Source organism: Vibrio sp. 1874, assembly GCF_033344395.1.
In the GTDB taxonomy this organism is placed as follows: Bacteria; Pseudomonadota; Gammaproteobacteria; order Enterobacterales; family Vibrionaceae; genus Vibrio; species Vibrio alginolyticus.
Genome location: NZ_JAWPOR010000002.1, coordinates 392,722 through 417,843, shown reverse-complemented (window position 1 = coordinate 417,843; position 25,122 = coordinate 392,722). Strand labels below are relative to the sequence as shown.

General features: G+C 47.7%; 13 protein-coding genes and 2 pseudogenes. 11 read left to right on the top strand and 4 right to left on the bottom strand.

Going from position 1 to position 25,122, the window contains the following annotated elements; genetic code table 11:
- Nucleotides 1-95: 95 nt before the first annotated feature.
- The 3 genes and pseudogenes from R8N46_RS05880 to R8N46_RS05870 form a co-directional block, all read right to left on the bottom strand.
- Nucleotides 96-746 (bottom strand): annotated as a pseudogene (locus R8N46_RS05880) (sodium:calcium antiporter); the annotation flags it as partial.
- A 316-nt stretch (nucleotides 747-1,062) separates the two neighbouring features.
- Nucleotides 1,063-1,841 (bottom strand): annotated as a pseudogene (locus R8N46_RS05875) (IS5 family transposase).
- A 132-nt stretch (nucleotides 1,842-1,973) separates the two neighbouring features.
- A complete protein-coding gene (locus tag R8N46_RS05870) occupies nucleotides 1,974-3,842 on the bottom strand; it encodes a fructose-specific PTS transporter subunit EIIC (protein WP_136976732.1) in 1,869 nt (622 codons plus the stop codon).
- Nucleotides 3,843-4,109: 267 nt separating this feature from the next.
- On the opposite strand from R8N46_RS05870, the gene R8N46_RS05865 reads away from it, so the two are divergent.
- Both R8N46_RS05865 and R8N46_RS05860 read left to right on the top strand, forming a co-directional pair.
- Complete coding sequence (locus tag R8N46_RS05865; RefSeq protein WP_104976206.1) at nucleotides 4,110-4,412, top strand: PTS fructose transporter subunit IIB; 303 nt, start codon at nucleotides 4,110-4,112, stop codon at nucleotides 4,410-4,412.
- 8 nt (nucleotides 4,413-4,420) lie between these two features.
- Entirely contained in the window at nucleotides 4,421-5,197 is a 777-nt protein-coding gene (locus R8N46_RS05860; RefSeq protein WP_104976207.1) for a PTS sugar transporter subunit IIA, read from the top strand.
- 34 nt (nucleotides 5,198-5,231) lie between these two features.
- On the opposite strand, the gene R8N46_RS05855 is transcribed toward R8N46_RS05860, so the two are convergent.
- On the bottom strand, nucleotides 5,232-6,074 hold the full coding sequence (locus R8N46_RS05855; protein ID WP_104976208.1) for a helix-turn-helix transcriptional regulator: 843 nt from the start codon (nucleotides 6,072-6,074) through the stop codon (nucleotides 5,232-5,234).
- A gap of 385 nt (nucleotides 6,075-6,459) precedes the next feature.
- On the opposite strand from R8N46_RS05855, the gene R8N46_RS05850 reads away from it, so the two are divergent.
- From R8N46_RS05850 to R8N46_RS05810, 9 genes are all read left to right on the top strand, one after another.
- Nucleotides 6,460-8,367, top strand: coding sequence for a fructose-specific PTS transporter subunit EIIC (locus R8N46_RS05850; RefSeq protein ID WP_115386555.1), 1,908 nt, complete (start codon nucleotides 6,460-6,462; stop codon nucleotides 8,365-8,367).
- 91 nt (nucleotides 8,368-8,458) lie between these two features.
- On the top strand, nucleotides 8,459-9,676 hold the full coding sequence (manA, locus tag R8N46_RS05845) for a mannose-6-phosphate isomerase, class I (protein ID WP_374188914.1): 1,218 nt from the start codon (nucleotides 8,459-8,461) through the stop codon (nucleotides 9,674-9,676).
- Nucleotides 9,677-9,909: 233 nt separating this feature from the next.
- Nucleotides 9,910-10,350 carry a PTS sugar transporter subunit IIA gene (locus tag R8N46_RS05840; RefSeq protein WP_005436338.1) on the top strand — a complete coding sequence of 147 codons (441 nt, stop codon included), beginning with the start codon at nucleotides 9,910-9,912 and terminating at the stop codon, nucleotides 10,348-10,350.
- An 11-nt stretch (nucleotides 10,351-10,361) separates the two neighbouring features.
- On the top strand, nucleotides 10,362-11,762 hold the full coding sequence (locus R8N46_RS05835; protein WP_005453038.1) for a fructose-specific PTS transporter subunit EIIC: 1,401 nt from the start codon (nucleotides 10,362-10,364) through the stop codon (nucleotides 11,760-11,762).
- Between the two features lie 121 nt (nucleotides 11,763-11,883).
- Complete coding sequence (locus R8N46_RS05830; protein ID WP_005429443.1) at nucleotides 11,884-14,715, top strand: GH92 family glycosyl hydrolase; 2,832 nt, start codon at nucleotides 11,884-11,886, stop codon at nucleotides 14,713-14,715.
- A gap of 133 nt (nucleotides 14,716-14,848) precedes the next feature.
- Nucleotides 14,849-17,269, top strand: a complete 2,421-nt coding sequence (locus tag R8N46_RS05825) for a GH92 family glycosyl hydrolase (protein ID WP_025553349.1) — start codon at nucleotides 14,849-14,851, stop codon at nucleotides 17,267-17,269.
- Nucleotides 17,270-17,316: 47 nt separating this feature from the next.
- Complete coding sequence (locus R8N46_RS05820; protein ID WP_203491320.1) at nucleotides 17,317-20,022, top strand: GH92 family glycosyl hydrolase; 2,706 nt, start codon at nucleotides 17,317-17,319, stop codon at nucleotides 20,020-20,022.
- A 72-nt stretch (nucleotides 20,023-20,094) separates the two neighbouring features.
- Nucleotides 20,095-22,551, top strand: coding sequence for a GH92 family glycosyl hydrolase (locus tag R8N46_RS05815; protein ID WP_213972223.1), 2,457 nt, complete (start codon nucleotides 20,095-20,097; stop codon nucleotides 22,549-22,551).
- An 89-nt stretch (nucleotides 22,552-22,640) separates the two neighbouring features.
- The gene (locus tag R8N46_RS05810; protein WP_213972224.1) at nucleotides 22,641-25,121 is read left to right on the top strand and encodes a GH92 family glycosyl hydrolase; all 2,481 of its coding nucleotides are present in this window, start codon (nucleotides 22,641-22,643) and stop codon (nucleotides 25,119-25,121) included.
- The last annotated feature ends 1 nt before the right edge of the window (nucleotide 25,122 follow it).

The window sequence follows — 25,122 nt, the reverse complement described above, 5'->3', positions numbered from 1 at the left end:
CAGCACAACGAGTGCCTAATGCGTATCATAAAAAACCGTAATGTGTTCCATAGTTACTGCGTGACTCAATAAGTTCACTGTTCAATATTTATGTATTAAAGCGCTCCATAGATTAGATAACTGTTGTATCCCAAATAACACACCAACAGAACAACGCCCTCACTGAGAGAAATTGTCTGTGATTTGCCAAAACGAGCAGCGGTCAACAACAGTAATCCCGTGACAAAAAGCATCGATGTCCAGTCACGCCAGAAGACTTCAGCACCAATATTGGCAATAGGTGTAATGGTGCCCGCAATACCGATGACTGCTAAGGAGTTAAACATATTTGAGCCTACCACATTACCCACAGCTATATCATGCTCGCCTTTACGAGCCGCCACTATAGATGCCGCTAATTAGGGTAACGACGTTCCTAAGGTCACAATAGTTAGGCCAATCAATAAATCGCTGACACCGAGTTGTTGTGGGATTTCCACAGCTCCCCACACCAAAATGCGCGAGCTGATAATCAGTAACACTAACCCTGTAAACAGCCAGAAAATGGAAGACTTCTGTGACATACGTTGGCTAGACAGTTCGTAGCCCATCTATTGCTCTAAGTAGTCTCCCTTTGAGCGTAGTGCGCTCCAGATTGACCAACCAATCAAAAGCATGAATCCACCAATCAAAGTCCAGGCTTCTAACGTGCTGATATGGTGATTCCATAGCATTGCACCAACGCCAAGCGTAATGACTAAAAGTATGGAAAAAGTCCCTTACGAGAGTATTCAGTATCAATGGATCAGAACAAATCCATTGCACCGTAAACACTAAACTCAATTTTAACTGGTAATGCCACGTGTTTCGAATCAATATTAAATACTTTGTTAAATAGCTAGGCGAAACCTATAAGCCTATATCTCGATTCATTTTCTCTCCTCGGTTAAATTTATTTGATTCTGTTTTAGCTAACTCTTCATATTCTTCACATCGGTAGTCCAGACGAGTGCTTTTAGAACCAAGCGGGTCTTTGTTGCGTAATTCGGTCAGAGCACCAAACTGCCTGAAGTTGAGCAATTCTTATACAGTACACTGAGTTTCAGGCATACCAAACCCTGTAAGTTTGTTCAACTCTTTAATCATGGCGTAAGTTTCATCAACCTGAGCATTGTAGTTTCTCTGGCTTAACCGCTCAACTAACAACTTCTTCACTCGATACATTGCTGTCTCTGATAGTGAGCGTTTATGGTAGCCGTATCGTTTTTTTCCACTTACACTTGGATACGTATGACATCGTGACAATCCCCTGTGTCATAAGCGCCATCACCTAATATCGCTATGATTTTACGACTTGTTTGCTTGAGCAAGTAAGGGAGGACTTCTGCATAGGTAACATTAGATAAAATCAGTTCTGCCGCAACGATTTCGTAAGTGCTGGTATCGATAGCTCAATGCCATTTTCTCCAGACTCTACACTTCCCGCCAGTCCATGCTTCTTGACCTTCCGTTTACCTTCACCATAGACCTTGAGACCTGCCGCATCGAGGGCTAGATGATATATTACACATCTAGTCTTTGGTTTAAATAAAACCTCGACTTGCTTAGCTCTTCGACTGATACAACTGTAATGTGGACAGGCTATAGGGACGTTAGCCAATGAAAAAAACAGAATCGATAAACCCTTGCAATGTTCTCAACGGTATTGAGAAAACTCGTTTCACTATAAGCACAGTGATAATGGCTAAACCTCTGAACTGACAAGGTTTACCACGTTTACCTTGCTTATTCTACTTCCACTTGCGAATGGCTTCTTCATCAATCCAGAAAGTGAGAGAACCACGGTTGATTAGAGATGTCATCCATGGCCAAACTGGTTTCAAGATCGTACTACTCTGAGGTAGTGCTCGATAGTCCAAATTGGAGCCAGTTTACCGACTTAGTCGACCAAATATATAGTAAATTTAACGAAGAAAGTGCTAACTAAAAGATAGCTATTCATTCTTGTTTTGCAATAAAGCAATGGGATGAAGCAAGGCATCCTTAGTACTGACATCCAACACTTTTACTTTTCGAAAACGTTCCGGTTCTTTGATCGCGACATCATGAGCAAAGATCACAAACTTCGCTTTCTTGATGTCTTTCTCGGTAATTCGGTTGATGACGCCATTCGCCCCTTGGGTTTCGACTTTAATCTTAATGCCGAGTGCACAAGCTGCTTTTTCCAATGACTTCGCCGCTAAGAACGTATGTGCCACACCTGATGGACAAGATGTAACCGCCAAAACATCCGCCTCACCTTCGCCTTGAACAGAACCATATACTTGAGAATGACCTTTGTAGCTCTCATCTTCTGTGACGGTTTTCTTTAGTGCAATCACGATCAACGCGGTGGTAACAGAACCAGCAATCGTGCCGATGATGTAACCAATTTTTCCATCCACAACAGGGAGAACAATCCAACCGCCCCACGGTGCATGGTTCATTACGTGGAACATAAAGCCAATCACGTTACCGACAATGCCACCCGCCACAATAGCGGGTAACACTCGTGCAGGGTCGCCAGCGGCAAAAGGAATCGCACCTTCGCTGATGCCGATCATCCCCATAATACCTGCGGCTTTCCCCGCTTCGCGTTCATCTCGCTTGAATTTACTCGGCGCCAAAAACGTTGCTAGTGCCATCCCCAATGGCGGCGTACAAATCGCAATACCGACCCCGCCCATCAACCATGGTTGCGTGTTCACTTGGGTTTGAGCAAACAACGTCGCCACTTTGTTAATTGGGCCGCCCATATCAAACGCGGTCATTGCCCCAAGCACAGTTCCGAGCATTACTTTGCCTGAGCCCGCCATGCCCGTCAGCACTTCGTTCATGGTGGTCATTGCGCTGGCAATCGGAGCACCTATCACCCACATCACCGCGCCACAAGTAACAAACGTCCCCACTAGCGGATAAATAAAAATCGAGCCAAGCGAACTCATGCTGTCTGGTAGCTGAATTTTCTTTAATAGCCAAACGACAAAGCCAGCAAAAAAGCCGACCACAATTGCACCTAAAAAACCCGTATTGTAATGACTGACCGCAATCCAAGACCCTATCATACCCGGTGCAAGGCCCGGCTTGTCGGCAATGGAATAAGCAATGTAACCGCCAAGAACGGCAGTAAACAATGTCAGGCCAGCAATCCCCATTTGGGCAATATCGGCCAGAATGCCCTCCTGTGGTACACCACCGTGTCCAGAGATCATCACCGACAACGACAACAACACACCACCCGCAACAATAAACGGGATCATGTGGGATGTGCCAAACAGCAGGTGCTCTTTAATGCGGCCAAGTTTTTGCGCCCAAGGGCTCAGGGGTTCTGATGCAAATTCTAAAGAAGTCGGGAGAAATTCATTGGATTGGGTTTGAATATCAGTCAGCATCTCAAGCGCTTCTTCTCGCGATTGAGCCAACTTGAGCTTTTCAACAAAGCCGTCTTCGATAATTTTGGTGGAAATTTGTGCCAATACTTCAATGTGATGATGATCATCACCATCTGGAGACGCCAGCATGAAAAACACATCGGACAGCTCGCCATCTTCGGCGCCATAATCAATCCCATTACGGCTGATCCCGACCGCGACAGCTGGTTGCGCTACAGCATCACTTTTGGCATGAGGGATCGCAATACCATCATCAAATCCTGTGTTACCGATCTCTTCTCGTTTCCAGATATCTGCCAAGAACTGGCTTTGACTGTTGAGCTTGCCGGCGGCCTCTAGCATATCGACCAGCTCTTTGAGCGCTTCATCTTTGGTTTGAGCTTTTAGATCTAAACATATCGTTTCCAGCTCAATTAGGTTTGTGATGTCCATTGCTTTACCTTCCAATATTCACGCTCGAATATATACCCAAGTGAGTTTGAGATACAGGATCCCCTGGCTCGTATGCGTTCCTACTCATTTTATTTGGGCATAGATTAACCAGTGCCTACCCTTTGATATATAGGACTAAAAGTGCATTAACTGGATTAATGTAACATGAGATTCAAACTGTGATAGAGCTCTTGCGTTAATCCAGCTCAAATCAATTCAATCTGCGGTGGCTGTGTTAATATCCACAAAAAATAAAATGGATAGAACATGAAAATCGTAGCGGTGACAGCATGCCCTACAGGCATCGCTCATACTTATATGGCGGCAGATGCACTCATGAAAGCTGCGCCAAAACATAACGTGCAAATTAAAGTAGAAACTCAAGGTGCGATGGGGATAGAAAATCAGCTCACTCCTCACGATATCGCTCAAGCGGATCGGGTTTTGATCGTGTCGGATATTGAGATAGAACAACCAGGCCGATTCGAAGGGACACGCAAAATTCAAATCCCCATTGAAGAGGCTTTGCTAAACGTCGACAAAGTATTCCTCGCCCACTGCCGCGACTAAATTTGTAGATGAACGAATACCAAATCACCTTTTTCGTCGATAATGCAAATGCCAGTGCGCATGTTGCTCTGCCACTCAATCGAGTGGCAAAAAAGTTCAAAAGTACCTTACATATCATTAATGTAACGCAAAATCGTGTTGCGGAACTCACCAAGTCCGTGGCGATTTTGCAAGCAGGTCTACAAAAAGGTGATTTGTGTCAAATCACAGCGATTGGCATTGACGCAGAGCTGGCCTGCTTCGTCATCAAAGACATAATTGCTGAACACTTTACTGTGGTGGGGTCTCATATCAACTATCAGTTTTCTAGCCAACTAGCCGAGCGTTTACCGCAGATTTGCCCACCTTGTGAAATCAAATGGCAGTACGCCAAAGCGCATACCGAGCTCACCAAGTTTGAATGCCTCAAAGGACTAGCTCAGCTCATCCACCCCATTTATCCCGACGAACTGATTCTTGCTTTTATTAAACGCGAAGAACGTTCATCAACTTGCGTGACTCCGGGGATCGCTCTACCTCATGTAATGTTTTCAGGTGTTGACCATATTTCCATTGCCGTTATTGCAAATGAAAAGTCGATGGATTGGGCTTCGAAAATGGGCGATGTTCATCTGGCTATAGCACTGGTGATACCAGAAAAGCCGACCCGAGAACAGATCATTGTGGCTACTAACCTCACACGAAATCTGCTTACCGAACAAATGGCGGAACGCCTACTACTAACAAAAAGCAGCGTCGACTTACAAGCGCTGCTGATGTACGCCATGTCGAGGCTGCTTGCTTAAACTTCTCTATGATCTACGCTCTCAGAGTGAAAGCTCAAATCGAACCACGATATTCCGTCGGCGTTCTGCCTGTACGGCTCTTAAATACTCGGCAGAAATAGTTCACGTCTTTAAATCCACAGCGCACTGACACGTCATTGAGTTTGAAGTTGTATTTCTTGAGCATAAACTTCGCGCGATCCACGCGCACCCAAGTAATGTAGTCTGCCAAGGTCATGTGCCCCTGCTGACGGAACAAGCGCGACAAATGGTTCGAGGAAATACAGAATCTCGACGCAATGCTGTCACGCGTGATTGGGCGATGGAAGTTCTCTTGAATGTAGATGCAGATCCCTTGATAGAGATCTTGCACACGGCTATGTGACTGCTGCTCGACTGGTGCATCCAACATCGTCTTCGCGTATTGCAGCAATGCTTGCAGTAAAAGCTCATCCATTGGTTTTTTAGTATTCTCACGAGCCAGTGAGCTCAACGCTTCTAAGATGTTATCTATCGCAAATCCTGAGCGCGTTTGGATGCTATGCTTTTGAATATCGTAAAAGTTTGCCTCACCTTTGCGTTTGCTCACCAAACTCAACCCAAGTTGTCGACGCCCAAACAAAATACTTAACACTGAGCAATTGGTATCCCAGTCTGGTTTATTCCAACAGTTAGGTGCAATAAATATCGCGTCGCCTTTTTTAGCAACGATGTGCGTTACTTTTCGATCATGACTTTCCATTTCATTAATATATTCCCCATCCAGAACCAACTCTAGGCGAGAGAAATTAACTTGATAGCTAAATTCAGGCGGCGTATGAAAATCTCCTGCAAACCAAATATTATGAAATGGCTCTCTTTCATTTAATACCGCTGAAATTAAATCATGAAAAATCATTGTTTCACACTCTATATATGCATCAATGATGCTATTTACTATAGATATACACCGGACTGGACTCTTGTGCTATTGAGCAAAATCACACTTCCACTTTGATGTTACAAAAATCCAGTTAACACATCAAATCTCCAGTAACAAAAACTCTATCAACAACACTCAATCCCTTTTCAAATGGGAGAAAAACCACATTTCACTTATCGTTTAGCTTCTTATCCATCATGTCACAGATATGCAGGTAGATTTGCCCAGTGAACGATCTAAATCACACTATAGTTAGTCGGTTACAATCCTCCAGTAAATGCATTTTTTCTTCACTACAGTCTTTTTCTCTGTAATTTAAAAATACCCCTGAAATAAAAATTATATTTATAGGGGTTCGACAATGATCACCAAACTAATAAATGAAGACTTAATTAAGCTTGATCTTAAAGCGTCTTCAAAAGAAGACGTATTTAAAGAACTGGTTGCCGTTCTTCATGCCCAAGGTCGTATTTCTGACCAAACACAATTTCTTTCAGATATAAAAGCACGTGAAGAATTAGGAAATACCGGATTTGAAGATGGCGTGGCAATTCCACACGCGAAAAGCTCTGCTGTGATTGAACCGGCGGTTGTGATCGGCGTAAGCAAATCAGGTATCGAATACGGCGCGGAAGACGGTTTGCCTTCAAAACTGTTCTTCATGATCGCTTCTCCAGACGGTGGCGATAACCACCATATCGAAGTACTTGCAGAGCTGTCCTCAAAACTGATTGAAGATGGTTTCATTGATGCGTTCTTAGGTGCAGCAAACAGCCAAGACGCACTGGCACTTCTACTTGCTAAAGAAGAGCCTCAAGCAGTGACAGACGCACCAGCAAACCAAGGCTTCATCATTGGTGTTACTGGTTGTCCTGCGGGCGTAGCGCACACTTACCTAGCGGCAGAAGCGCTAGAGAAAGGTGCAGCGGCGATGGGTTACGAAATCAAGGTTGAAACGAACGGTTCAATCGGTGTGAAAAACAGCCCAACCGCAGAAGAAATCGAGCGTGCAGACGCAATCATCGTGGCATGTGACAAACAAGTCGACATGAACCGCTTTGCCGGCAAACGCGTGGTTAAAACCAACGTAAAAGCCCCTATTCGCGATGCTCAAGGTCTGATTAACGAAGCGTTAAGCGCTCCAGAATACCAAGCAGAAGCAAGCAGCAATGCACAAGCGTCTGTTGCAAACAAAGCCTCTCAGGCTCGCTCTGACCTCTACCGCTACTTGATGAACGGTGTATCACACATGATCCCATTCGTTGTAACGGGTGGTCTGTTGATTGCACTTGCTCTTGCAGTCGGTGGTCAGCCAAGTGAAGCGGGCATGGCAATTCCTGAAGGCAGCATGTGGAACCAAATTCTCAACGTTGGTGTGGTTGCCTTTACGCTGATGATCCCAATCCTAGCCGGTTACATTGCTTACGCGATTGCTGACCGTCCTGCTCTAGCTCCTGGCTTGATCGGTGGTTGGATTGCAAACAACGGTTCTTTCTACGGCGCAGACGCAGGTACAGGCTTTATCGGTGCCATCATCGCTGGTCTGCTTGTGGGTTACTTCGTGAAGTGGATTACGTCGATTAACTACCACAAATTCATTCAACCTTTGGTGCCAATCATGATTGCGCCAATCACAGGTTCGCTATTCATCGCTGGTCTTTTCATCTTCGTTATCGGCGCGCCAATCGCAAGCCTAATGGACGGTCTGACTGCGCTACTAACGAGCATGAGTACAGGTAACGTCGTTCTGCTAGGCATCGTACTTGGTGGTATGGCTGGCTTCGATATGGGTGGTCCATTCAACAAGGTCGCATTCCTATTCTCTGTGGGCATGATTGCGAGCGGCCAAACTCAATTTATGGGTGCGATGGCGTGTGCAATCCCAGTTGCACCTCTAGGCATGGCACTGGCAACGGCGCTTGGTCGTAAGTTCGACCTGTTCGAAGAATCAGAAACCGAAGCGGGTAAAGCAGCAGGCGCAATGGGTCTAGTTGGTATCTCTGAAGGTGCGATTCCATTCGCAGCGCAAGATCCAATGTCAGTGATTCCTGCAAACGTACTTGGCTCAATGGTGGCGGCAGTAATGGCGTTCTCATTCGGCATTACCAACAGTGTTGCTCACGGCGGTCCAGTTGTCGCTCTTCTTGGCGCGATGAACCACCCAGTACTTGCTCTGATTTGTATGGCAGCTGGCGCAGTAGTTACCGCAGTAACGTGTGTAACTCTGAAGAAAGTTCGCAAAGCAAAAATGTTGCAAGCAGCCGCTTAATCACCCCTACCCCCAATGGCTCCTATGGCTTGGGCAATGTCGCCCAAGCCATGATTTTCTCTCATGGTGACACTCTATGTCTGATTTAACGATGTCCGATACACAAACGATTCAAACTCAAGCTGCGCATCCGACGTTTTTCCTGATGAACAACGTGATTCAAAACTACGCTTGGGGCAGTACTACTTCTGTTAACCAACTGTTTGGCATTGAAAACCCAACGGGCGAACCACAAGCAGAAGTATGGATGGGCGCGCATCCAAACGGTTGCTCAGTGGTGATGGTAAATGGCAAGGAGACCAAACTCTCTTCACTGATTGCTCAAGACATGAATGCTTTTCTGAGTGAAGAAGTCGCAAACCGTTTTGGTGAACTTCCATACCTGTTTAAAGTGCTTGCCGCTGAGAAAGCGCTGTCGATTCAGGTGCACCCAAACAAGCAACAAGCAGAACTAGGTTTTGCACTGGAAGAAAAACAAGGCATTCCCCTAACCGCTGCAAACCGTAACTACAAAGATCCAAACCACAAACCAGAATTGGTTTACGCGCTAACCGAATACCAAGCGATGAATGGATTCCGCCCAACAAGTGAAATCATCAGCTTCTTCTCTGAGCTGGCGATTCCTGAGCTACAAGGTTTGGTAGATGATCTAATCGCAAACCAAACGCCAACGGGCTTTGCGACCTTCTTCTCGGGTCTACTGTCACTAGAGGGCGAACAGAAAGAGATGGCGTTGACGGTGCTATTGGCTCAAGCTCGCATCACCGACTTACCTCTGTTCAACCTTATTCTTGAGCTAGAGAAGCAATACCCTGGCGATATTGGTTTGTTTGCACCACTGATGCTTAATGTGATTACCCTACAACCGGGTGATGCTATGTTCTTGGATGCAGAAACGCCACACGCTTACTTAAAAGGTACAGGTCTTGAGATCATGGCAAACTCAGACAACGTACTGCGCGCAGGTCTGACACCAAAATACATGGACGTGAAAGAGCTTGTTGCATGTACACGCTTCAATGAGAAGCCATTCGACAGCCTATTGCTTGCACCGACTGAAATCGACGATATGTTGGAATACCCAATTCCTGTGGACGATTTCAAATTCGCCATCGTTAAACAAGCTCACCAGCGTACTCTAGAAGTTCAAACCGCTGAGATCCTTATGCCTCTGGATACCAAACTTGTGCTAACTCACGCAAACGGTGAAACATGCGTGGTTGAAAAAGGACAATCAGTTTTCATTCCGGCTTACGCAAAACAGGTCACTTTGGATTGTGAAGGTCGTGTTGCGCGCGCTCACAGTTAGTGAACGCTAATTAAGCTTCCTTCATACTGTTACATTTTATAGTTCAGCCAATAACCGCCGTTATTGGCTTTTGATATTCATTCATCCTAGTTTTATATTGATATATTGGAGAGCTAAATCACACTTAAGCTTGTGTGATACAAAAATATAGTTATTGGATTTTTTTTACTATTTCAGAAAACCGTAACATTAATTAAATTTGCCTCATTACTTCAGTACCAATGAGTCAAAAAATGATTACAGAACTAACAAACGTCAATTTAATTAAAGGCAACCTTCAAGCAAATAATAAAAAAGAAGTCTTTGAAGAGCTAGCGCAAATGCTATTCGAAAATAATCGAATCAGCAGCAAAGAGGCTTTTTTAACCGACATCGAAGCGCGTGAAGCATTAAGCGTAACTTCAATGGACGGCATCGCTTACCCACACGCAAAAAGCAAAGCGGTTACAGAGCCTGCAATCGCTGTTGGCGTAAAGCGCGAAGGCATCGAGTATGGCGACGAAGAGGGAGTCAAACCGACCGTATTCTTCATGATTGCCTCACCAGATAACGGTGCCGACCACCATATTTATGTTCTTCAAGAATTATTCGGTAAATTTAGCGAAGAGTTTATTGAAGATATTCATAACGCAAAAGACGAAAACCAAATACTAAATATTTTAATTAATTCATAAGGCGTGAAATTATGAGTACAATCACAGCTCAAGCTAGTAATAATAGCGATTTCAAAAAAATCCTAAGTACCATGAAAGGTCACCTTTTATTCGGTACTTCTCACATGCTTCCATTTATCGTTGCGGGTGGTGTACTACTGGCGCTGGCGGTAATGGCATCAGGTAAAGGTGCGGTTCCTGCGGACGGTTTATTGGCTGATATTTCTAATATCGGTATTAAAGGTCTGGTGCTGTTCCCAATTATTCTTGGTGGCTTCATCGGTTACTCAATTGCAGACAAACCTGCTCTAGCACCAGCGATGATCTCTTCTGGCATCATGGCTGACATGGGCGGCGGCTTCCTTGGTTGTATCGTAGCGGGTTTCATCGCAGGTGGTGTGGTATTCCAACTTAAGAAGATCCCTCTTTCTGCTAACATGACTGCGTTGGGCGCTTACTTCATCTACCCTCTACTAGGTACGCTTATCTCTGCAGGTATCGTTCTATGGGGTATCGGTGAGCCAATCAAGATCTTCATGGCGTCTATGAACGAATTCCTAGCTTCTATGGCTGGCGCTTCTAAAGTGGTTCTAGGTACGATTCTTGGTGGTATGACTGCATTCGATATGGGCGGTCCAATCAACAAAGTAGCAACGCTATTCGCTCAAACTCAAGTTGATACTCAACCATGGCTAATGGGTGGTGTTGGTATCGCAATCTGTACGCCTCCTCTAGGTATGGCACTAGCAACATTCCTATTCAAGAAGAAGTTCACTAAGCAAGAACAAGAAGCAGGTAAAGCAGCAGCAATCATGGGTTCTATCGGTATCTCTGAAGGTGCTATCCCATTCGCTGCAAACGACCCTGTACGCGTTCTTCCTTCAATCGTTGCTGGTGGCATCGTTGGCTGTGTGTTCGGCTTCCTAACAGACGTTCTACTACACGCACCATGGGGCGGTCTAATCACAGCTCCTGTATCAAGCAACATCCCAATGTACGTTGTGGGTATCGCACTAGGCTCACTAACAACAGCAGTTATCGTTGGCTTCTGGAAACCAGTTGCTGAAGAAGAAGCAGAAGACGAAATCGTAGAAGCAGCACCTGCACAAGCTCAAGCGGCTCCAGCAGCAGGCGAAGGCGAGTACGACATCGTAGCAGTAACATGTTGCCCATCTGGCGTAGCACACACATTCATGGCAGCGAAAGCACTAGAGAAAGCAGGTGCAGCAGCGGGTCTGAAAATCAAAGTAGAAACTCAAGGTCAAAACGGTATCCAGAACCGCATCACTGACCTAGATGTAGCAAACGCGAAGCTGGTTATTCTAGCTCACGATATCCAAGTAAAAGACGCTCACCGCTTTGCAAAAGCAAACGTTGTTGAGTGTTCAACGAAAGAAGCGATGCGTAACGCAGCGACTCTTGTGAAAGCTTAAACCTTAAGCTCCTCCCCCTAAGAGCCCTTTCCCCCAAAGGGCTCTATTTCAAGTTTTTAAGTTTTAGTAATACCCCTGATTTTTTTAATTATATAACCCTACAATTTACAAGGCTTTAAAAATGAAATTCAAACCTTCCCTACTCGCTTGCGCAGTTCTCAGTGGTCTAGTCGGTCTGACTGGCTGTAACGACGACACAACTAACATTTATGAAGGCGGTGACACCAACCCTGCACTGCCGGATATTCCTGACGGCGGCAAGCCAGTATGTCCTCCAGTTGGCGATGGCGACTGTGATGACAAGCCAAACCCAGAAACACCTGAAATCGACATGGGCGTTCACATCCCGGTAGATTTCGCCGATATGGACGTAACACGCTACGTCAACCCATTCATCGGCACAGGTAACCTAGGCAACACCTACCCTGGTGCAACCACACCACACGGCATGGTGCAGCTTTCTCCAAACAACGGTTCTAACGGCTGGGAATACATTTCAGGCTACTACTACCACGACGCACGTACTTCCGGTTTCTCTCATACCCACCTTTCCGGAGCAGGTGCTGGCGACTTGAACGACATTCTCGTAATGCCAATCAACTCGCGTTCGGATTACATGATTGATGAAGGTTCGGCAACGCTAAACCTAGAAGCGTCTCGCTTCCAACATCGTGACGAGCAAGCGACGGCAGGCTACTACAAAGTCGATCTATTGGATTACGACATCAAAGCCGAGTTGACGGCGTCTGATCGCGTTGGTGTACACCGCTACACCTTCCCTCGTGATGAGAAGTCAGAAATCATCGTGAACACTGGCTTCAAAATTAACTGGGACTACACATCAGATTCTTACTTGAAATGGGACAAAGACAATAACCGTCTTGAAGGTCACCGTTTCTCTGATGGTTGGGCACCAAGCCAAAAAGAATTCTTCGTGATGGAATTCGACCAACCAATCAAAAACGTTCGCTTTGCTTACTACGATAAAGAGCAAGGTCGTTACATGGACGTGCCAGAAGGCATTACGGAAATCGGTAACGAGACACGCGGCAAGTACCAATACGCGCGTGCTTACGTCGAATTCGACACATCAAAAGACGGCTTAACGGTTGAAGCGAAATTAGCGCTATCAAACGTTGAGATTGGCGAGAATGGTAAATCAGGTGCTTCTCTTAACATGACAGAAGTTGCTGGCATGAACTTCGACCAAGTACGTGAAGCGGCAACGAAGAAATGGGAAGACGAACTCGGCAAGATCCAAGTCTCTGGCGACGAAGATTACAAACAGACGTTCTACACCGCGATGTACCACTCGTACCTAGGTCAAACCATTCACTCTGACTTAGATGGTCGCTACCGCCAAGTTCACCAAGGTCGCAACGCTTACCCAGATGGCAACACACCTTGGGGCGATAAGATTGATACGCTGAAAGAGTCAATCCGCACTGCCGATGCTAACAAAGATGGCAAAGCAGACTTCACGCGCTACGACACTTTCTCGTTGTGGGATACCTACCGCGCGGTTCAACCGCTGTCTTCGATTCTTGAACCTGACCGCCTAGCCGACGTGGTGCTGTCTATGCTGTCTTACGCCGAAGAAGAATGGGTGGATGACAAAGGCAACGTGCGCAAAGGTCGCCTGCCTGAGTGGACATTCAAAGGCAACGAAACTGGCATGATGATGGGCATGCACTCAACGCCTGTGATTCATGATGTGTTGTCGAAAGGCTCACTAGAAAAACGCATGATCGACCTTGGCTTCACAGAAGCTGAGCGCAAAGACGTCAAAGAGCGCTTAGTTGAAGCAATGATCACAGATGCGCGCGCCGCAACGAGCCAAGGCGTAGCATGGATCAAAGAGTACGAAGAACAAGGTTATGTGCCAGCGCAATTGCACGACACTCCACCAGATTCTTACGGCGGTCACTCACCATTTAAAGACTCCTGGACAGCATCTTACTCGCTTGAATACTCAATGAACGACTGGGCAATCGCACAATCGATCAAAGAAGTGTTTGGTGAAGAAGATCCACGTTACACCGAGTTCGCTAACCGTTCTAAAAACTGGCAAGCGCAATTCGACTTCGGTGGTAAGCAATACCAAGGTTGGTTCAAAGCCCGTGACTACGATGGCGAGTTTATCGATGCAGGTTGGGTAGACCCAATCACTGGTCGCGCGGTTGGTAAAGACTGGCGTCCAGACATGTTTAACTGGGCATTCTCTGAATCAAACGGCTGGCAATACTCGTTCAGCGTTCAGCACGACATTCATGGCTTGATTGACCTGATGACACGCTTCGACAAGACACAAAACCCTGAAGCAGAACGCGGTGACTTGTTCGCAGCACGCTTGGATGAGTACTGGTCAACCTACCCAGACCGCAACGCAGGCGACAACCAATTCCCAGTGTTCAACACAGGTAACGTTGGTCAGCACGTTCAAGGTAACGAACCAGATATCCACGTGCCTTACTTGTACAACTACGTCGGTCAACCTTGGAAAGGTCAGGCAGCCATCGCCGCAGCAACCAACATTTGCTACAAGAACACCGCTGACGGCATTTGTGGTAACGACGACTTCGGTACGCTCTCTGCGTGGTTCGTGTTCCGTGCACTTGGCTTCTACCCAGTGAACGCTTCTTCTGGCATCTACGAAATCGGTACTCCGCTGTTTGAAAGCGCGTCTATCGATGTCGGCAACAACCAGAAGTTCACGGTTACCGCGAAGAACGTTAGCCGTGAAAACATCTTCATTCAATCGGCTCGCTACAACGGCAAAGACTTCAACCGCACTTACCTGACTCATGACGAAATCATGTACGGCGGTGAGCTGGAGTTCGTGATGGGCGACAAACCAAATCAACGTTGGGGCTCTCTAGAGCAAGATCTTCCACCAGCACAAGGCATCGGTGAGTTCTTGCATGAAGACGAGATGCCAGCAGGTTCTCGTTAATCCCAATAGTGACAACTCAGCCGGGGGAGCGCATCTCCCGGCTATCCCTACAAGCAAATTTTATAAGCAGTCCTTTATAAACAGTCTCTTATAAACACTTTTTATATACGAATAACGACAAAACGGTATGCACATGTTTAAACGTAATCTTATCTCTTTGGCTATCCTGGTTGGTCTGACGGGTGGCTTGGCTGGCTGTAACAGCGACAACGATTCCTCCTCTTCACTGCCGGGCGATCCAATTGTTGATCTTGCGGTGTTGAAATACGTCGATCCTATGATCGGCACAGCAGCTTCTGGTCATACATTCCCGGGCGCGACGGTACCGGCAGGTATGGTTCAACTGTCTCCAGATACTTTCATCGGTTCTAACACAGACCATGAATCAGGACTTAACCCTTGGCACTCGGCATCTGGCTACTGGGATTCATCCAACTACGAAACTGGCGAAGTAGTTAACACTGACGTTCCGCTGTACGGCTTCTCCCATACTCACCTTTCAGGTACAGGCGCAACGGACCTAGGCGACATTTTGGTTCTGCCATATGCAGACATGGCGAACACACAGCTGAACTCTTTCGACAAAGCCAATGAAGAAGCAAGCGCAGGCTACTACAAAACCAAACTAAACCAAGGTCAAATCGAAGTAGAACTGAGCGCAACCAAACGCGTTGGTTTGCACAAATACACCTTTGCTGATGGCGCAGACCGCAACGTGAAGTTCGATTTGGGTCATACCCTAATGAACAACAACGGCAAGTCTTTGAAGAACAAAGTAGAAGTGGTGGACGAATACACCATTCGCGGTCGTAAAACATCAACAGGCTGGTTCCAAGGGCAAGATCACCAAGGTCAGGACATCTTCTTCTACGCGAAATTTAACCAACCAATCGCCAAAGCACTGTTAGGCGAACAAGACCTTGAACCAACGCGCGAAATGCGCAATGGCGCGGTTTACTCAGGCGATGATCTGACCGCTTACCTAAACTTCGGCACAGGCGAAGAGCCAATTGAAATCCGCGTCGGTATCTCTCCAGTTAACTGGCAAGGTGCACAGAAAAACTTAGAAGCAGAAGCACCAAGTTTCGACCTAGCACAAGTGAAAGAAGACGCGGAATACGCATGGGCTGAGAAGCTGGCGAAAATCAAAGTAGAAGGCGGCACAGACGCAGAGAAAACCAACTTCTACACGGGCATGTACCACATGATGATCGCTCCAATTGAGTTCTACGATGTGGACGGTCAATACGTCGATATGCTTGGCACAGTGCGCACACTGAAAGATGGCGACACACCAAACTACTCGATTTACTCAACGTGGGATACGTTCCGCGCGGTTCACCCAATGTGGACCATCATCGACCCAGACCAAGCAACGCTATACGTGAAAGACTTGATTCGTAAATCCAACGACGAGTTTGGTTTATTGCCGAAATGGGAAGGTCACGGTTCAGAAACCGGCACCATGATCGGCTACCCATCGGCAGCGATTCTTGGCGATGCGGTGACCAAAGGCTTGATTGATGCAGAGCAGGCTTACACGGCGTCGGTGAAATCAGCACGTTACACACCGCATGAATACCCACAGATTCATGACGACATCCTAAGCTCACTCATGGCAGGTCAGTTGAACTACCACGAGAAAGAACAGTGTGTTCGTTACCCGAACTGGAACTCAGTGTCGTACTCGTTGGAATTCTCATTCTACGATTGGACGATCGCAGAAATGGCAAAAGCCGCTGGCGATATGGACGCGTATGAAGAGTTCAAAGCTCGTTCTTACAACTCTTTGAAACACTGGGATGCAGAAGCAGGTAACGCAGACGGCACTGGCTTCTTTGTACCGACAGAACTGAAAGAAGGCGACCCATGTGCGCTGAAATACGCTTCCACTGACTTCGACCCTTACAAGTCTGACGCGTTCTACTACACAGAAGGTAACGCGTGGCAGTGGCAATGGGCGTTCATGCAAGACTTGGACAAGCTGACTGAAATCATGGGCGGCACGCAAGGTTTGAATGACAAGCTGAACAACCTATTTACTGCCGATCCAAATGGCGGCGAAGCGCACCAAGACATGACTGGCTACATCGGTCAGTACATTCACGGTAATGAGCCTTCGCACCACGTCATCTACTTGTACAACCGTACTGAAGAGTCTTACAAGGCGCAGGAATATCTAGACCAAGTTTACGACCAGTTCTACAAACCGACGCCAGACGGCATCATCGGTAACGAAGACGTAGGTCAAATGTCAGCTTGGTACTTGATGTCAGCGCTGGGCTTCTACCAAATCTCGCCAACCGATCCAACCTACAGCATCGGTCGTCCAATCTTCGACAAAGCGACGGTAGACATTGGCTCTGGCACCTTCACGGTAACGGCTGAGAACAACGGTCCAGACAACATGTACATCAAAGAAGTGACCATCAACGGTAAGCCTCTGGATGTGTACAACACCTTCCAGCACAGCGAATTCAAAGCAGGCGGCGAACTGCACTTCGTGATGACAGCTGACAAGTCTGAAGCAATGCAAGCCAACCTAGGCGAATAATGATTTTGAGGGGACCTCGTGTCCCCTTTTCTCGTGGAATAAAAACAATGAAACTAAAAAGAACCCTACTCTCTACTGCAGTGTTAACCGCCATGCTTGGTCTTGCTGGTTGTGGCAGCGACTCTGACCCAGAAACTCCGGTTATCTCTACCCCTACTTTGGAATTCGTTGATACCTTGATCGGCACTAAAGGTCTTGGCAACGTTAACCCATCTCCAGTGATGCCAGAAGGTATGATTCAACCTTCACCAGATAACTTCGATCCAAACGGTTGGAATGGCAAAGGCTCGCCTGTTGAATACGATCCTGTGCACAGCTTGCTTTCTGGCTTCTCAATGACTCACATTTCTGGCGCAGGTAAAGGCGACCTAAACGACTTCGCCTTCTTGCCATACACCGGCTTCAATACCGATGCCGTGACCATGGATAAAAGCTCGGAAGTGGCAGAGGTTGGCTACTACTCGGTTGACCTGGTAGAAACCGGCGTAAAAGCTGAACTGTCGGCAACCGACCGCGTGGCGTTCCAACGTTACACCTTCAAGCCGGGTGAAGACCGCAAAGTACGTATAGACCTGCAACACGAACTGTTGGAGCAATACGGCAACCACTCTCGCAGCATCTACTACAAACGCGTTAACGACACTACCGTCGTAGGCGCGCGTACCTCAAACGAATGGGGTCAATGGCAAACTGTATTCTTCGCGGCTGAATTCTCTGATCCAATCATTGAAGAAAACCTGTACACCAAGCTGGCTTCTGAGAGCAAACTGACTCCAACTGACGCGACTGAAGTCGGCTTGGAAGATTACCGTGGCTACGCTGAGCACAAACCAATGCCGGGCGAACCAGAACCTGACCCAGAACGCTTGGCAAAACGCGCAAACGATGTCCTGACGCACTTGAACTTTGGCAAGAGCGATGAGCCATTGGTGGTCAAAGTAGCGATTTCTGGCACTGGCGTTGACGGCGCACTGAAAAACCTAGAAGCAGACACTAACGGCTGGGATTTCGACAACGTCGTACAACAAAACCGCTTGGCTTGGGAAAACATCCTTGGCGAGTTTGAACTGGAAGGCGGCAACAAAGCCGACAAAACCATGTTCTACACCTCGCTCTACCGTACGTTTGTTGCTCCATTCCTATACCAAGATGTGGATGGCAAATACCGTGGCATGGATGGCAAAGTGCACCAAGCAGAAGATGGCTTAGTGAACTACTCAGTGTACTCAATGTGGGATACCTTCCGCGCCGCACACCCACTGAAAACCATCATCGATAAAGACCGCGCGATTGAACACGCACGCGATCTATTGAACAAATACCAAACGGGTGGCGTGTTGCCAAAATGGGAACTGCACTCAGATTACACCGGTGAAATGGTCGGTCATCCTGCGGTCTCGGTTATCGCCGATATCATGGTTAAACACCCAGAAGCCTTTACTGCTGCCGAGTTTGATTTGGCGTTGAAAGCCGCTGACGAAACAGTCAACTTCAACCTTGATAAAACTGAAAGCTGGGTGCCTTACCAAGATGCTTGGAACGGTGACAAACGCTTCACAGTAATGACGCGTCATAACGACTACCAAGAAGACGTCGGCTTTATTCCAGCTAACACCAAATGGGCGCCGGATTCTGGTGACAAACCGGGTTACGTGGAAGGCTTAAAAGTCGATAAATACGACGAGCTCGTGAACGAATCGGTGTCTTACGGTCTTGAGAATGCTTACTACGACTGGTGTATCGCTCAGATCGCTAAACTTGCGGGCAACGACCAACAATACGACCGCTACATGGCGCGCTCTGAATCGTTCAAGAACTACTTCGATTACAACCCAGAGCAATACGGCAAACTACAAGACACCAAAGGCAACGCATTGGGTGCGACGGGCTTTATGCGTCCGGCTTATATGAACAGCGGCAGCAAAGTTTGGGCAAACAACCTGAAAGCCGAATGTTTGGACGAGAACATGGCGCTGTCTATCCCAGACGGTATGGACTACAACGCGTGTAAAGACCGCAAAGCACTCAACGAAAGTGACGTGTTCTGGCCTTACCGCGCCGAGCACCGTGGTGAAGACTTTACCGAAGGCAATACATGGCAATGGACATGGTTTGCACCGCACAACTTGAACGGTCTGGCTAACGTAATGGGTGGCGAGCACATCGACCGTACTGACTTCTCTCTTCCTGAAGATGTAACCGAACAAGGCAAAGCGGCATTCCTCGCTAACTTGAATGCGCTGTTTAATGCGGACTCCAACGCCGATACGAGCCAATCACACGACATGTCTGGCTACATCGGTCAATTCGTGATGGGTAACGAGCCAGATCATCACGTGCCTTACCTCTACAACTGGACGGCAGAGCCTTGGAAGACACAAGAAATCGTCGACCAAGCGATGAACGAGTTCTACCACCCAACCCATGAAGGTCTGATTGGTAACGAAGACGTCGGTCAGATGTCGGCTTGGTATGTGATGTCTGCGTTGGGCTTCTATCAAGTCACTCCGGGCGAAGCAAGCTACACCATCGGTCGTCCTCTGTTCGACAAAGCCGTGATTCCAGTCGCGGACGGTAAATTCACCATCACCTCAGAAAACAACAGCCAAGAGAGCATCTACGTGAAGTCGGTGACCATCAACGGCAAACAATTGAGTGACAACTTCAGCTTCGCGCACAGCGATTTGAAAGACGGTGGTGAGCTGCATTTCGTCATGACTTCAGACAAATCTGAAGCGATGAAAGCGCAGTAGTCGAGACCTATCCAAATAACGAAAGGGGGCATCTAGCCCCCTAAAAAACTTCACTTCAGTGGAACCATAAAAATGAAACTAAAAAGAACCCTTATCTCTACAGCTATACTCGCTGCCATATTTGGTCTTGCTGGTTGTAACAGCGATGACGACAACAGCAAATCTGGTACTCCATCCCTCGACACCACACTAACTCAATACGTCAATCCATTGATTGGTACAGGCGCAGATGGTCACACCTTCCCAGGGGCGGTTGTGCCTTACGGTTTGGTACAACTTTCTCCTGATACCGAAATGGAAGGCTGGGGCTCTGCCGCAGGTTACTTCGACCACGGCAAGCTGACTGAAATCCCAGTGTATGGCTTCTCCCACACTCACCTTTCTGGCACAGGCATTACCGACCTTGGTGACATCTTAGTTTTGCCTTTCACCAAGAAAGAAAACGCCGTTTTCAATACCTTCGATAAAGACAACGAAACCGCAGAAGCAGGTTACTACGCGGTTGAACTGAACAAAGGCGAAATCAAAGCGGAACTAACTACCACGCAACGTGTTGGCTTCCACCGCTACACTTTCAAAGAAGGCACCACGCCACACATCAAGTTCGATTTAGACCACACTCTCAACAAAGGTCACTTCAACAACCGCACCATGAAGGGCGATTTGGAGTTCATCGACGCTTACACCATCCGCGGTTTACGTAGCTCGAATGGCTGGGCGAACAACCAGCACGTCTACTTCTACGCCACCTTCAACCAACCTATCGTCAAAGCCATCGCTTTGGTTGACGGCGCAGAAACGGAAATCGATGTAAACAACGACAACATCGACGCAGTGAAAACCATCGCTTACCTAGAATTCGCACCATCATCAACACCGCTAGAAATCCAAGTAGGCTTGTCACCAACAGGCACAGAAGGTGCGGAGAAGAACCTAGAAGCAGAAGCAAAAGACGTGTCATTTGATACTGCGCGCGCTCAAGCCAACGACGCATGGCACCAAGAGCTTAGCCGCATGATGGTATCTGGCGGCACGGAAGATCAGAAAGAGATCTTCTACACCGCGCTTTACCACGCCTCTATCGCGCCAATGATTTTCCAAGATGTCGACGGCCAATACCCTGCGATGCGTACTCGCATTCAAAAAGACGCGGGCGACACACCAAACTACTCTGTGTACTCCATGTGGGATACTTTCCGTGCAGCGCATCCACTGAAAACCATCATCGACCCAGAACGTGCCGAAGAGTTTGCCAACGACCTGATTCGTAAATACGAAGACGGTGGCATCTTGCCGAAATGGGAACTGCACAGCCATTACACGGGCACTATGATCGGCTTCCCTGCGGTTTCTATCATTGCTGACGCGATGGCGAAAGGCTTAGACATCGACCCACAACTGGCCAAAGAAGCGGCTGAGTTTACGGTGCGTTACCACGAGGCATCTGAATTCCCAGATTGGACAGAAGACAACAACATCGGCGCAGCAAACGTTGTGCAAGTGAAGGTGTACGAAGAAAACGGCTTTGTTCATCACGGTTACTGGAACAGTGCGTCTTACACGCTTGAGTTTGCTTACGGTGACTGGGCAATGGCAGAAATAGCGCGCATGGCTGGCGATGTAAAACTGCAAGAAGAGTTTATGACTCGTGCCGACAACTGGCTTAACCATTGGGATGCAGAGACAGGCTTCTTACGTCCAAAGAACCATCCGATGAGTTCATCACCAAACAAACCGCCTTTGGAGTTCAACCAACCGATTGATGAAGATCGTTTGGATGAGTGTGAAATGGTTGAATGGCCTGAAGGCTCAGGCGTGATGAAAGAGAAATGCCCTCTGCTACCATTCGACCCTTACTACGTGGACGAGTTTGCCTACACCGAAGGGAACGCGTGGCAATGGAAGTTCCAACCAATGCACGATTTCAACCGTCTGAAACAAGAAATCTACCAAGCAGACTTGGCACAAGGCAAAGACACCACGCCAGAGAAAGCCTTCCGTGAAGACTTGGACGAGCTATTTAATGCGCGTTCTTCAAACACTGGTGAAGAACTGCCAGACCTAACGGGTTACATCGGTCAGTACATGCACGGTAACGAGCCATCGCACCACATTCCTTACCTATACGCGCTAACGGATGAGCCATGGAAAGCGCAAGAGTACCTAGACCGCATCATGTCAGAGATGTACACCAGCGAACCAACGGGTTTGATTGGTAACGAAGACGTAGGTCAGATGAGTTCTTGGTACTTGATGTCGGCAATGGGCTTCTACCAAGTGACACCTGCAGATCCGGTCTACACCATCGGTCGCCCTATGTTTGATGAAATCACCATTCCAGTGGAAGGCGGCGAATTCACAGTCATCGCAGACAACAACAGCCCACACAACAAGTACGTGAAGTCCGTAACCATCAACGGCAAGCCGCTGGATGCCAACTTCACCTTCAAACACAGCGAAATCAAAGCGGGCGGCGAGCTTCACTTCGTCATGACGGGTGACAAGCAAGAAGCGCTTCAAGCTCAGTAACGTTTTATGTAATTCGTGTTTAAAGAATAAGCAGATAGATTAACTCAGTGGCAGGAAGTGAGGCGCTTCCTGCCTAAGGAATCAAGATTATGAACTTTACGAAAACCGCTATCGCCACCGCTGTGATTGCAAGTGTTATTGGTTTGGCTGGCTGCAACGATGACGACGATAACACCTCACCAAGCGTCGATACTTCCAACCTAAAATACGTCGATCCATTCATTGGAACAGGCTTTAACGGACACACCTTCCCGGGTCCTGTTGTGCCAGAAGGCATGGTGCAACTTTCTCCAGATACCGAGCTGATCGGCTGGCACTCTTCATCAGGTTACCACTTCGATAAAAAGACCCTATTTGGCTTCTCCCACACTCACCTATCTGGCACGGGGATGGGCGGTTTAGGTGACATTCTGTTCCTGCCGTTTACCGAAGATAAAGCTAAATACATCGAAGACAGCGACGACTACCGCGAAGCGATTTCAGTCAAGATGGACAAAACCTCAGAAGTGGCAGAAGCGGGTTACTACTCGGTGAAGATTGCCGAGAACGGTATCAAAGCCGAGCTTACGGCGTCTGAACGTGTCGGCTTCCATCGTTACACCTATCCGCAAGGTCAACCACAACGTTTGAAGATTGACCTCAACTCCATCCTAAACAGTGACTGGGGTTCGACCTCTCTGCGCAACAAACTGACGGTGAGCGAAGACGGCCATACCATCACGGGCGAGCGCGATGCAGCGCACTTCTCTGGTTGGGCGAAAAACCAAAAAATCTTCTTCTATGCGACTTTCGATAAGAAGATCAAAGACGTCTACATCCTTGCCAATGGTAAGCCTGTTGACGGTCTATCGGCAGAGCACGTTTCTGAATTAATTTACGATGACCAAGGTAATCCAGTTAAGCGTGTCAAAGCAGACGTCACTGCCTACATCGAATTTGAAGATGAAGGCTCACAAGAGCTGAATGCGCAAGTGGCGTTGTCTGCGGTTGACCCTCAAGGTGCAGAAAACAACTACGATGCCGAAGCGAATGTCTCTTTCGATACTGCGCGTAACAACGCACGCGAGAAATGGGCAAAAGCACTCAACTTCTCTATCGAAGGTGGCACAGAAGATCAAAAAGAGATCTTCTACACCGCGCTTTACCACACCAAGATTGCGCCGATGGTGCATCAAGATGTAGATGGTCGATTCCGTGGCATGGGCAAAGGCTCGATTCGTGAAGGTGAAGGGGAATACTCCATCGCTTATGGTCAAGCGACAGAAGAGCAGCCAAACTTCTCGGTTTACTCTCTATGGGATACCCAACGTGCATTACACCCACTAAAAACCATCACAGAGCCAACCCGCGCGGTGCAATACGCGAAGAACCTAGTTCAGAAGTACACTGAAAGCGGCTTGCTGCCGAAATGGGAGCACTTAGGTGACGAAACAGGCACCATGGTTGGCTACCCAGCGGTAGCAGTGATTGCGGATGCGATCACTAAGTTCCCAGATGAGTTTACTCAACAAGAGAAAGAGCTGGCGCTGAAAGCAGCGATCGACTCTTCGACTTACGACAACTACCCAGCACTGCAAGCGGATTGGGATCTGGGCGTATTGGATCGCACTTTAACCAAGCACATCGATTACATTGAGAAAAACGGCTTCACACCTGCCATCCAACGTGTTGATGGTGAGCCAGTATTTGAAGATTACACGGTTGAGTCTGTTTCTTACGGTCTGGAAAATGCGTTCTATGATTGGGCTATCGCGCAAATCGCCAAAGCAGCCGGTGATACTCAAGTGGAAGAGCAATACCTTGAACGCTCAAAAGGCTACAAAAAGTACTTCGATTACAACCCGACGGAATACGCAGAGCATGGCGTGACGGGCTTTATGCGCCCAGTGATGATTGATGAAACCTTCATGACGCCATTCGACCCATACGGCACAGAACATGAGACAGGCAACTACACCGAAGGTAACGCGTGGCAGTGGACTTGGTTTGTACCGCATGACATCGCAGGCTTGAAGACCATCATGGGTGGCGATGCTGAGTTCCAGAAGAACCTAGAAGCCACCTTCACCGCAGAAAGCCAAGGCACAGAAACACCGGATATGTCTGGTTTGATTGGTCAAGTTGCGTTTGGTAACGAACCCTCGCACCACATTCCTTACCTATTCAACTGGACAGCAGAACCTTGGAAGACACAACAAGTCGTCGACCACATTCTGGATGACATGTATTTCGCTGCGCCAGAAGGCGTCATTGGTAACGAAGACGTGGGCGCAATGTCCGCTTGGTATGTGATGTCTGCATTAGGCTTCTACCAAGTGAACGCAGCAGAACCTATTTACACTGTGGGTCGTCCGCTATTCGACAAAGCCGTGATTCCGGTGAAAGGCGGCACGTTCACCATCACCACAGAGAACAACGCCGATGACAACATGTACATCAAGTCTGTCACCATCAATGGCAAAGCGTTGGATAACGGTTTCTTCTTCGACCATTCCGAGTTCAAACCGGGTGGTGAGTTGCACTTCGTGATGACGGGCGAGCAATCTGAAGCGATGAAAGCGCCTCAATAAG